The following is an 11,422-nucleotide window of genomic DNA, read 5'->3' as shown; positions in this document are numbered from 1 at the left end:
GTGGAGTTTTTGGGCTAAGAAACACCTTCTATTCCCATACTACAGATTAAAAGGGAGGAATGCAGCTTGAATGAAGATCAATATACGTTCGCTAGCCTTAGACAAGACCTGGTCGAGGAAATCCAGCAAGCTGAACAACGCTTATCCGAGAAGCTTGGACATCCCATTACCTTAATTGCTTATGAGGTTGACTCTAAAGATCAGGTAGAAGAATAATAATTACCGCCAATGTTTCTTTTGCCCAAAGAATGGAAAACTAAATTTTGTCCATAATATAAGAGGAGTTTAAACATTGGGAGGACCGAATAGTGAAAAACAGACTTTTAACACTCCTTGTTGTTGCATTGTTATCGATCTCGATGCCAATGCTCATTGCTGCAACACCTGGAGAGCATTATCATCCGGACAATAAGCCTACCATCGACTGGAAAAGCTACCCTGCTGACATCCAAGCCCTTAAGGTTCAATTGGATGACATTAGAACCCAGCAAAAGGGTCTATTCGAGCAAATCAAATCCCAGCATGATCAAATTAGGTCAGCACGCAGGACATTAACATCAGCTCAACGCAAAACCCTTAAAGAAGAAGGAAAGCAGCTCATCATGAAAATGAAAGTCACTCGCGATGAAATTCACAGCTTACGCGAGAAGAAACACGAAGCCTGGGACAGATTCCACGAACATGCGGAAGCCAATCAATGGAGTGCTGCGAAAAGCGATATGCAAAGTATCATCAAACAGAAACAACAGATTCTTGAGAAGCAACAAAACATCTTAACACTCCAAAAGAAGCTTATCGTGCTGATCTCTCCATCGTCTCCTTCCCCAGCACTCTCTCATTAACGAACTTAGGCTGCAAATTCGTGTGCTGCATCAACGAAGAGACGAATCTCCCATTGTGGGCAGATTCGTCTTTTTGATTGTTTATCTTATTAATTTTCTCATTTTATAACTCATGCCGAACCCCACAATACCACCCATGAAGTTCATCATAATATCATCCACATCAAAGGCTCCGGCCATCGATAATTTCTGTGCGAGTTCTACAAGCAGTAAAACTAACAACAAGAAAACGGAAAATCTCCACATAGAACGCATTCGGATGCTAAGCAACGGTACGATCAGTCCGAAGGGGAGAAATAAAACTAAATTTCCGAAAAACAACTTAAACCAAATATCAAAGTTATATTTATCCGCATGGTAAAGGTATTTATCAATCGTGTAAAAAGGTTTCAAGTTCGCGTAGGGAACATCCCACGAGGTTAGATTGGCAAACGAATCATACTGAAATAGGCTTGGCCTCAAAAACAGGGCATTAATTACGGCTAACGCGTAAATGACAAATGTGAAAACGAGGAAATAGTATAACAGTCTGTTTCTCATCCCTTATATCTCCATTAATCATTTAAACTTTGGCTAATGCCGCTTCAGTTCTGCTGCGGTCTCTCTCGAGCACCGGACCCAAGTATTTGCCCGTATAGGAATTCGCGGTAGCGGCGACAAGCTCAGGTGTCCCGGTCGCAACGATAGTGCCGCCTCCATTGCCGCCTTCCGGACCAAGGTCGACGAGATAATCCGCTGTCTTAATGACATCCAGGTTATGCTCGATGACCAGCACACTTTCACCGGAATCAACTAGACGATGCAGGACTTGCAGCAATCGGTCAATGTCATCCACATGAAGTCCTGTTGTCGGCTCGTCGAGAATGTATAACATCTTACCGGTACTGCGACGGTAGAGCTCTGCCGCAAGCTTGACGCGCTGGGCTTCCCCGCCCGAAAGTGTAGTTGCCGGTTGACCGAGATCCATATATCCAAGACCAACATCCATGAGCGTCTGCATTTTGCGGTGGATTCGCGGAATGTTCACAAAGAACTCGGTCGCATCCTCAATCGTCATGGCTAGAACATCTGCAATGCTCTTGCCTTTATATTTAATCTCCAACGTCTCGCGATTATATCTCTTGCCCTTACAAATCTCGCAAGGAACGTAGACATCCGGCAAGAAGTGCATCTCTATCTTAATAATTCCGTCGCCCTTACACGCTTCGCAGCGGCCGCCTTTGACGTTAAAGCTGAACCGTCCTTTCTTATACCCGCGCACCTTGGCTTCGTTCGTAATCGCAAATACATCGCGTATATCGTCGAACACGCCGGTATAGGTGGCCGGGTTAGAGCGTGGAGTTCGCCCGATAGGAGACTGATCGATATCGATGACCTTCTCTAAATGCTCGAGTCCCGAAATTTCCTTATGGAGCCCTGGACGTGTCTTCGCTTTATTCAGATCGCGCGCCAACGTTTTATATAGAATTTCATTTACTAACGTCGACTTACCCGAGCCGGAAACGCCAGTTACGGCAGTGAACACGCCTAGCGGGAACTTGGCATTCAAATTTTTGAGATTGTTCTCCTTGGCACCTTTCACTTCAATCCACTTCCCATTAGGCTTGCGCCTTTCCAGCGGAACAGGGATAAACTTGCGACCGCTCAAATACGCGCCGGTGAGAGATTCCTTATTAGCCATCACTTCCTGGGGAGTACCTTGAGCGATAACAGTACCTCCATGAATACCTGCGCCAGGACCTATATCGATAATATAATCGGCCGCCATCATCGTATCTTCGTCGTGCTCGACTACGATAAGCGTGTTCCCGAGATCGCGCATGTGGTTCAATGTCTGGATAAGGCGGTCGTTATCCCGCTGATGCAAGCCAATACTTGGTTCATCGAGAATGTATAGAACGCCCATGAGACTTGAGCCAATCTGCGTCGCCAGCCTTATGCGCTGGGCTTCGCCTCCGGAGAGCGTTCCTGCCGCACGGGATAAGGTTAAGTAATCCAAGCCAACGTTAACCAGGAAGCCCAGCCGATTATTAATTTCCTTCAAGATCAGGTTAGCGATCGCTTGCTCCTTCTCGTTCAAGTTCAAGCCCGAGAAGAACTGCTGAGCTTCACCGATGGACAACGATGTCACGTATGCAATGTTCTCCTTGCCGATCGTAACCGCCAGCGATTCCTTCTTCAGCCGCTGGCCTTTACACTTGCCGCAAGGCTTCGCGCTCATATAGGCTTCGATAAATTCGCGAATTCCATCGGAGCCTGTCTCCCGATAACGGCGTTCTAAGTTATGGACAACGCCTTCGAACGGAACCTGAGCATCGCGTGTATGTCCAAACTCATTCTCATAGCGGAAACGTATTTTCTCTCCACCCGTTCCATACAGAATGAGCTGCAATTGTTTATCCGTTAACGTGCTTATCGGTGCGTCAGTGGAGATACCATAATGAGAGCATACGGCGGCTAGAAATTGCGGGTAGTAGTTTGAAGTACTTCCTGCCCATGCTTCAAATGCGCCATCTTCGATACTTTTGCTGCGGTCCGGAATGAGCAGATCAGGATCAACAACCATCTTTACACCCAATCCATCACACTCCGGGCACGCTCCGTAGGGAGAGTTAAAGGAGAACATCCGCGGTGCCAGCTCATCTATGGAGAAGCCGCATTCCGGACAGGCTAGATTAGAGTTAAACATAAGTTCTTCTTTATCAATGATGTCCACAATGATTTGTCCGCCGGATAGCTTTAATGCGGTTTCTATTGAGTCCGCTAGCCGGGAGGCGACGTCTTCCTTAACGACAATTCGATCCACAACAACTTCAATGGAGTGCTTCTTATTCTTTTCCAGCTCGATAGTGTCAGCTAAGTCGCGCAACTCCCCGTTAACCCGTACCCGAACAAAGCCTTGCTTCTGGATATCGGTTAAGAGCTTGGAATGCTCCCCCTTGCGACCCGATACGATCGGAGCGAGGATCTGAAGACGGGTACGTTCCGGATACTCCATAATCCGATCAACCATTTGCTCTACGGTCTGAGAGGTGATCTCTAGTCCATGGTCTGGACAATGCGGTCTTCCTACCCGAGCGAACATCAGTCTTAAATAATCGTAAATCTCCGTTACCGTGCCGACGGTAGAACGCGGATTACGACTGGTTGTCTTCTGATCAATAGAAATCGCCGGTGACAGCCCTTCAATGGAATCCACATCCGGTTTGTCCATTTGTCCAAGAAATTGACGAGCGTACGCTGACAAAGATTCCACATATCGACGTTGCCCTTCAGCATAAATCGTATCAAACGCGAGTGACGACTTGCCTGATCCCGAAAGCCCCGTTAAGACGACAAACTTGTCACGGGGGATCGTTACGTCGATATTCTTCAAGTTATGAGCGCGCGCGCCCTTGATGATAATGCTCTCAATTGCCAAACAAAAAAGCCCCTTTCGCGACAAAGCGGGGGCTACATTACTGGCCAGCCGCAGTCGCACACCAATAGGAATGTGTGTTCCCGTTCATTATACAGAACTGCGGCTGGTCATGCAAATGGGAATTACAAATTATAGAAGCTTACATGCTAGCCTTCAGCTCCATCAACGCATCTCTAAGCTCCGCCGCACGCTCGAATTGCAAGCTCTTCGCAGCTTCCTTCATCTCAAACTCTAAGCGTTCGATAATGGATGCGCGATCCTTTTTCGAAAGCTTGCTGAGATTTTCCGCACCTGTGAGGTATGTGCTTTTCTCCTCGGCAACCTTCGTAGCTTCGATAAGATCTCGAACCTTCTTAACGATCGTCTGAGGAGTAATGCCATGCTTTTCGTTATAGGCAAGCTGGATCGTTCGGCGGCGTTCGGTTTCGCTCATCGCCTTCTCCATAGAATCTGTGATCTTGTCTCCGTACATGATGACGCGTCCGCCGGAGTTCCTCGCTGCGCGTCCAATGGTCTGGATCAGCGATCGTTCCGAACGCAGGAAGCCTTCCTTGTCCGCATCCAATATCGTAACCAAAGATACCTCCGGCAAATCGAGCCCTTCCCGCAGGAGATTAATTCCGATAAGCACATCGAACACACCCAGCCGCAAGTCCCGCAAAATCGCCATCCGTTCTAACGTTTTGATATCCGAATGGAGATATCGCACCTTGATCCCGACTTCCTTCATGTAATCGGTCAAATCCTCGGACATTTTCTTTGTTAAAGTAGTAACAAGCACTCTCTCATCCTTGGTTATCCGGTCACGGATTTCACCAAGGAGATCATCAATCTGTCCCTTCGTCGGACGGACTTCGATAATCGGATCAATAAGTCCTGTTGGACGGATGATTTGCTCTACTACAGTAGGAGTATGCTCTAGCTCGTATGGGCCAGGGGTCGCGGATACGAAGACGAGCTGCTTAGCCTTCTCCTCAAACTCTTCGAATCGAAGCGGCCGATTATCTTTGGCGGATGGCAGTCGGAAGCCGTGATCCACGAGCACGTTTTTACGAGCCTGGTCACCATTGTACATCGCGCGAACCTGGGGAAGCGTAACATGAGACTCATCTATAACGATCATGTAATCATCCGGGAAAAAGTCCATCAGCGTATAAGGCGTCGCTCCAGGCTCTCTGAAGGTCATCGGACCGGAGTAGTTCTCGATCCCGGAGCAGAAGCCCATCTCGGCCATCATCTCCAGATCGTAACGTGTCCGTTGCTCAAGCCGCTGCGCCTCGAGAAGCTTTCCAGCCTCTTTAAGCACAACCAGCCTTTCCTCCAGCTCTCTCTCGATGTTCACAAGTGCCCGTTTCATCTTCTCTTCACCCGTTACGAAGTGAGAACCCGGAAAAATAATGACATGCTCGCGCTGTCCGGTAATCTCGCCGGTCAGCACGTCGATTTCCGTAATCCGCTCAATCTCATCCCCGAACATCTCGACCCTAATGGCAGAGTCCGAGCGTGAAACCGGGAAAATTTCAATGACATCCCCGCGCACGCGGAATGTACCCCGAACGAAGTTCAGATCATTACGCTCGTATTGGATATCGATCAGCTTATGAAGAATCGAATTCCGTGATCTCTCCATGCCCACGCGCAAGCTTAGCCGTAAATCCCGATACTCCTCGGGAGAACCGAGACCGTAAATACAGGATACGCTGGCTACGATAATGACATCTCGTCTCTCGAACAAAGAAGCGGTTGAGGAATGCCGCATCTTATCAATCTCATCATTGATGCTTGAATCCTTCTCGATATAGGTGTCGGTTGACGGAATATAAGCTTCCGGCTGGTAGTAGTCATAGTAACTCACGAAATACTCCACCGCATTTTCCGGAAAAAACTCTTTGAACTCGCTGCAAAGCTGCATAGCAAGCGTCTTGTTATGCGCGATAACAAGCGTTGGTTTGTTCACTTTGGCAATGGTTTGGGCAATCGTGAAGGTTTTACCCGTTCCCGTTGCGCCAAGCAACGTTTGATGCCTTTTCCCCTCTTGTATCCCTTGCACCAGCTCCTTAATCGCACCAGGCTGATCGCCATCCGGCGAATATTCCGACACTAGCTTAAAAGGCTTATTCTCGATCTCCAAAGCCGACATTTCCAGCTCCCCCTCTCAATTCATTAGATTTAATACCTGTGGGTTAGGCTCCCATAAATTCCGATATAAATAGCAATGTGTATGATTTAGCAGAATGTGTGTTCCCATGTATTATATCGATTTCCGTTAGCATCGTCAAAAGGTGTTGCGGCAAGAGTAAAGTATTGTAAAATTAGGAATATACAATCGTGCTGGGGAGAGTGAACCATGGGACTATTTGATTTCATCAAAGGACAATTTATCGAGGTCATTGAGTGGTTGGATGACAAGGGAGTACTGGTGTACCGTTTTCCAGCTTACGATAATGCGATTAAGATGGGCGCTAAGCTCATTGTTAGGGAATCCCAAACCGCCATTTTCGTGAACGAAGGACAAATTGCCGACGTATTCGGACCGGGCACGCATACCTTAAGCACGCAAAACCTTCCAGTTCTTACTGCACTTAATTCTTGGAAATATGCTTTTAACTCCCCTTTTAAATCCGACGTCTACTTCTTGAACATGGCCAATTTCACGGATTTGAAGTGGGGAACGACCAATCCCGTCATCATGCGGGACCCGGAATTCGGCATGATTCGCATACGCGGCTTCGGCAGCTACTCCATTAAAGTCGGTGATCCTGCTCTATTCCTTAGGGACATATTCGGAACGAAGCAGGAGTTCACGACTTCCAGCATTACGGGATTTCTCAAATCCGTTATCGTATCTGGTATTAGCGATCTGCTGGGCGAATCCAAAATTCCGGTGGCTGACTTATCCAGCTCGTACGATGAGCTAGGACAGTTATCCTTAGCTAAGCTGCAGCCGCATTTCTCGTCTATTGGCTTAATTCTATCTTCCCTCACCATCGAGAATGTCTCTTTGCCAGAAGAAGTAGAGAAGATGATCGATCGGAAGTCCTCCATGAACATAGCCGGTAATTTGGACAACTACATGAAATATCAGACTGCGGAAGCTATTCGCGAAGCTGCGAACAATCCCGACGGCGGCGTTGCCGGTGCAGGTGCAGGACTTGGTGCCGGAATGGCAATGGGACAAATGATGAGCCAGATGATCAATAGTCCCGCCGAGCCTCGGCAAGCTCCTCCTTCGCAACAGCCAAGCACACAACATACGAACACACAACCGGTACAGCAGGCATCAGGCACTAAGAAGTTCTGCTCCGAGTGCGGAGCTAAGCTTGGAGAAAATGCGAAATTTTGCTCCGAATGCGGAAGCAAAACGTAGCGGTGACAGATATGAGTACCCAAAAGACAGCCATCCGTTTCCCTTGCGCCAGCTGCGCAGGGCCGATGCTCTTCGACACGGAAAGTCAAAGCTTGAAATGCCAGTATTGCGGCGCTGAGCAGTCGATCGAAAACGTGATGGAGCAGCCGCAGGAGCATTCCTTCGATAATACGGGAGAAAATATCGCTGCCTTGCATGACTGGGGTACTAAGCAGCATGCGATTCACTGCGAGAGCTGCGGCGGCGAGACACTCATTCCCGTAATCCAGACGGCAACGTTGTGTGTCTTCTGTGGTTCTCCGAAGGTGCTTCAGCAGGATGATATTCGTAGCTTCCGACCCGAGACCCTTATTCCTTTCCAGATCTCTCGCGAGGAAGCATTGACCTCATTCACGGCATGGAAGCGTAAGCGCTGGTTTCTCCCGAACAAATTCAAGAAGCAGAATGTCGGCTCACAGCTGAATAGCATCTATATTCCCTACTGGACTTATGATACGGATACTTATTCATTATACTCCGCTGAAGTAGGCATTTATCATTATCGTACGGTTACGCGGACAAGAGTGGTCAATGGAAAAACTCAAACCTACACGGCTACTGAGAGGTACACCGTTTGGCACTCCACACGGGGCGATTATGACCGGCTTTTCGACGACATTCTGATCCCTGCTTCCGGACATTACAACTCCGGGCTATTGAAGAAGCTAGGCGATTTCAAGCTCGGCGAGCTTCTTCCTTACAAGCCCGAATACTTAAGCGGATTTATCTCCGAGCGTTACTCCGTCACTCGCGAGCAAGGCTGGGAGAAAGCGCAGGATTATGCAGGTGAGCATCTGGAGAATGAGATTAAAAGAAAGATCGGCGGCGATGAAATCCGCAATCTCAACATCCGTACGACTTATAGCGATATCACTTACAAGCATTTATTACTTCCTGTATGGAATGCCAGCTATACCTATAAATCGAAGCCATATTATTATATGGTGAACGGACAGACGGGTACCGTATCCGGACACGTCCCTCGCAGTGCCCTTAAAATTACGTTATTCACGCTAATGTGTCTGAGCATCGCGGGCGCCATCGTTCTTTTCATCATGAACCAACAGTAAGCTCAGAAGGGGCTGTCCTTAGGGGCAGCTTTTTTCTTGCTATACAGCGGGGTCTTTCGGAAAAAGTCGATTGACACGATTTAATATTTAGCTTATTGTCTAAATATAAGATTTAGATAGTTGCCTAAATATTTAAACAAATATCCCCCTTGAAAGGAGGAGCCTTGTCATGAATGATGCGTTCAAAGCACTCTCCGATCCGACCCGGAGGAAAATCCTGCAGTTACTGAAAGAGAGTGACCTCAGTGCCGGTGATATCGCGGATCAATTTAACATCTCCAAGCCAAGTATCTCTCATCATTTGAACATCCTCAAGCAAGCTCAGCTAGTCCAGGATGAACGACAAGGCCAAAGTATGATCTACTCGATTAATTTAACGGTTATGCAAGAAGCCATGGGTTGGTTTCTCGGCATAATTGGAGCCAAAGGAGACGATTCAAATGACAAATGAAAAATCCAAAGACACTTTAACCTGGTCGGGGAAAGATTGGTTTCTGCTTTCGGTAAACGCGATACTGTTTATTGTGATGTTTGTGGTGTTTAACGACCGCCTGCCTAATGAGGTCGGCTCGCATTACAATATTCGCGGGGAGCAAGACGGCTCGATGTCCAAGACAAGTTTCTGGTTAATGAATGGCGCTATTTGCGTTGCTCTTCCCGGACTGCTGTCATTCATGCGCTATATTGATCCGCGCCGTAACAATTACAGCCGATTCGAGGGTTATTATGACTTAATGCGCTGGTCAATCAGCTTATTTCTTCAAGCAACTTTCCTTATTGTTATTCTAGTCAACCTTGGTTATGACATTCCTGTCCTTCATCTGGTATTGGGCGGACTTGGCCTCCTTTGGATGGTTATCGGCAATCGGATGGGACAGCTTCGCAGCAATTATTTCGTCGGAATAAAAACGCCTTGGGCACTATCAGATGAGACCAATTGGAAATTAACTCACCGTTTATCGGGCCGGTTGTGGTTTGTTGCCGGACTAATCATGTTAGTATGCGCGTGGTTCGTCTCCGTGGAATGGTTTCTGCCCGTCTTGTTGATTTGCGTACTATCCAGCTCATTGATCCCCGTTGCTTATTCATATATTCTCTACACACGCAAATCTAAAGCTTGAATTCTATACTCCAAGCAAAACAAAAAACCGAAAGTATCCGAGGCTCCGTAACGTCAAGCGTTACGTATAACCGTCAACGATACTCCCGGTTTTTTTGTTTCCATATCCTACGCTCGCGTTTAATATCAAGGATTTTTCCGAGACTGACTAGCTCGAGGCGGAAGTCCTGGATCTTGGATGACTTCCTCTGGCTCGGCAGCCAGTTCTTGCTCTGCAACCGCCGCAAGTTCAGCCTCTGCCCTCTTTGCTTCCTTACGTGCAATCATAGTCGGAGAGTTGCCAAAGCGACGTGCTCCGGCTTCCTGAAGACTCTGCCATATCGTTCCTGAGCGAGGCGCTGCAACAAACTCTACCCCTTCGTCGGGTGCCAGGATCAATCCAAGCTGATAATGCTCACCCGCATATCGAGCACGCTGCAGGAATTTAATATGCCCTTCGCGGTTAACAACCTCTATCTTGCAAAAAGCCGATTGCAGCTGCATGGCTGCGTGCAGCTCCTCCTTCGTGCGGACGGCGGCACTATTCACCTTTTTGATTACCTCTCCAGCCTGCAGCCCCATCTCGGAAGCGGGTGTTCCCGGGAGAACAGCCAAAACCTTCACTCCTGTCCCATCCTGAGAGTAGAGCGGAACCCGGCCATTCTCCCTCCAACGGCTAATGAATAGAAGCCCTTCATGGAGAAGGAAGGCCGCAAGTGCAGCCACAACAACGAGCGATGACCAGAATTGCGCCCCAGCTGCCAACGCTGCAATGATAACTCCATAGATCATGAGTTGGTTTCCCGAAGCGCGTGCTTTCTCTTCGGGCCAGAACGCGACAGTGCGATCGCTAAACCCAATCAACACGGGAAAAGCCATCAAGCTCCAGCTAACTACCTCCCCACCAATCCCGAATAAGGGAGTCCAAGGCAACGTGAAGCCGCCCCCTGCGGGGATGAGCCAGAGCAAAGGAATCGGCCAAGCGCCGGAGAGCGCATAAGCTCCCATCGGTTTTCCTCTTTTTCCTAACAGGAATAATGGAATAGCTAACTTCGAGCCTTGCAATCGCACGAGTAAACCTTCTGCAATATGCAGAATCCCGGCCATAAAAAGCAGCCCTGGAACATCGATTGAGGCTAGTAACTGAATCTCGTTCTCAAGCATTCCCGGAGTCGATTGTAATCCTGTCCAATCAGACAAAACCTGAAGCAAACCCAAAGCCCCGGCAGCGTAGGCCAGGCAAATATAGCGCAGTCGAAAGAGTGCAAGAGTCCCCATAGCAATCCAAAGGAATAGGACCGTTTCCGGCGTGAAGCTTGCCCCAGCTCCCAAGCTCGCAAGAGATAGGATCAAGCCGATTACAACGCCGCCTGCTAATCTTGTTAACGTCAAGTACAAGGAGCCGTACAATCTAACGTGAAACAGCTTGCGCTGTAATGTAACTCCGAGTCGGGCATGCCACCAAACAAACGCTATCGCAATATAGAAATACGGGAGCATGAACAATTCAAGCGCAGCTTGTCCCGCCTCCCGCAATACATTCAGCAGAGGTTCCACTTTCCCTCCCCTTTCCAAACGACTTCA

At 48.2% G+C, this 11,422-nt stretch carries 10 protein-coding genes; 6 read left to right on the top strand and 4 right to left on the bottom strand.

Features of this window, described 5'->3' with window-relative positions; translation table 11 throughout:
• Positions 1 to 66 precede the first annotated feature (66 nt).
• On the top strand, positions 67 to 216 hold the full coding sequence (locus ACESLK_RS17100) for a hypothetical protein (RefSeq protein ID WP_373230844.1): 150 nt from the start codon (positions 67 to 69) through the stop codon (positions 214 to 216).
• 92 nt (positions 217 to 308) lie between these two features.
• Complete coding sequence (locus ACESLK_RS17095; RefSeq protein ID WP_373230843.1) at positions 309 to 842, top strand: hypothetical protein; 534 nt, start codon at positions 309 to 311, stop codon at positions 840 to 842.
• A gap of 81 nt (positions 843 to 923) precedes the next feature.
• Here the strand turns inward: ACESLK_RS17095 and ACESLK_RS17090 are convergent, their stop codons facing one another.
• From ACESLK_RS17090 to uvrB, 3 genes are all read right to left on the bottom strand, one after another.
• Positions 924 to 1,382 (bottom strand): VanZ family protein, encoded by a 459-nt coding sequence (locus ACESLK_RS17090; RefSeq protein ID WP_373230841.1) that lies wholly within the window; start codon positions 1,380 to 1,382, stop codon positions 924 to 926.
• Positions 1,383 to 1,404: 22 nt separating this feature from the next.
• Positions 1,405 to 4,263, bottom strand: a complete 2,859-nt coding sequence (uvrA, locus tag ACESLK_RS17085; RefSeq protein WP_373230839.1) for an excinuclease ABC subunit UvrA — start codon at positions 4,261 to 4,263, stop codon at positions 1,405 to 1,407.
• Between the two features lie 139 nt (positions 4,264 to 4,402).
• A complete protein-coding gene (uvrB, locus tag ACESLK_RS17080) occupies positions 4,403 to 6,403 on the bottom strand; it encodes an excinuclease ABC subunit UvrB (RefSeq protein WP_373230838.1) in 2,001 nt (666 codons plus the stop codon).
• A 207-nt stretch (positions 6,404 to 6,610) separates the two neighbouring features.
• Between uvrB and ACESLK_RS17075 the strand changes: the two genes are divergently transcribed.
• The 4 genes from ACESLK_RS17075 to ACESLK_RS17060 all read left to right on the top strand — a co-directional run bounded on the left by ACESLK_RS17075 (position 6,611) and on the right by ACESLK_RS17060 (position 9,860).
• Positions 6,611 to 7,630, top strand: coding sequence for an SPFH domain-containing protein (locus ACESLK_RS17075; RefSeq protein ID WP_373230836.1), 1,020 nt, complete (start codon positions 6,611 to 6,613; stop codon positions 7,628 to 7,630).
• The gene (locus tag ACESLK_RS17070) at positions 7,612 to 8,739 is read left to right on the top strand and encodes a TFIIB-type zinc ribbon-containing protein (RefSeq protein WP_373230835.1); all 1,128 of its coding nucleotides are present in this window, start codon (positions 7,612 to 7,614) and stop codon (positions 8,737 to 8,739) included. Before ACESLK_RS17075 ends, ACESLK_RS17070 begins: the two co-directional genes overlap by 19 nt.
• Before the next feature lie 169 nt (positions 8,740 to 8,908).
• Complete coding sequence (locus tag ACESLK_RS17065) at positions 8,909 to 9,190, top strand: autorepressor SdpR family transcription factor (protein ID WP_373230833.1); 282 nt, start codon at positions 8,909 to 8,911, stop codon at positions 9,188 to 9,190.
• Positions 9,180 to 9,860, top strand: coding sequence for an SdpI family protein (locus tag ACESLK_RS17060; RefSeq protein WP_373230831.1), 681 nt, complete (start codon positions 9,180 to 9,182; stop codon positions 9,858 to 9,860). The genes ACESLK_RS17065 and ACESLK_RS17060 overlap by 11 nt, the downstream gene beginning before the upstream one ends.
• A gap of 125 nt (positions 9,861 to 9,985) precedes the next feature.
• On the opposite strand, the gene ACESLK_RS17055 is transcribed toward ACESLK_RS17060, so the two are convergent.
• Positions 9,986 to 11,395 carry a PDZ domain-containing protein gene (locus ACESLK_RS17055; protein WP_373230829.1) on the bottom strand — a complete coding sequence of 470 codons (1,410 nt, stop codon included), beginning with the start codon at positions 11,393 to 11,395 and terminating at the stop codon, positions 9,986 to 9,988.
• Between the last annotated feature and the right edge of the window lie 27 nt (positions 11,396 to 11,422).

This window comes from Cohnella sp. (genome assembly GCF_041640265.1).
Lineage (GTDB): Bacteria > Bacillota > Bacilli > Paenibacillales > Paenibacillaceae > Cohnella.
Note: the sequence above shows the minus strand (reverse complement) of the source record. Positions and strands in the feature narration are given on the sequence as shown.

Excerpts from the sequence above, each read along its gene's own strand:
- ACESLK_RS17090 (WP_373230841.1), bottom strand. The coding sequence starts at position 1,382 with ATGAGAAACAGACTGTTATACTATTTCCTCGTTTTCACATTTGTCATT.
- uvrB (WP_373230838.1), bottom strand. The coding sequence starts at position 6,403 with ATGTCGGCTTTGGAGATCGAGAATAAGCCTTTTAAGCTAGTGTCGGAA.
- ACESLK_RS17075 (WP_373230836.1), top strand. The coding sequence starts at position 6,611 with ATGGGACTATTTGATTTCATCAAAGGACAATTTATCGAGGTCATTGAG.
- ACESLK_RS17070 (WP_373230835.1), top strand. The coding sequence starts at position 7,612 with ATGCGGAAGCAAAACGTAGCGGTGACAGATATGAGTACCCAAAAGACA.
- ACESLK_RS17065 (WP_373230833.1), top strand. The coding sequence starts at position 8,909 with ATGAATGATGCGTTCAAAGCACTCTCCGATCCGACCCGGAGGAAAATC.
- ACESLK_RS17060 (WP_373230831.1), top strand. The coding sequence starts at position 9,180 with ATGACAAATGAAAAATCCAAAGACACTTTAACCTGGTCGGGGAAAGAT.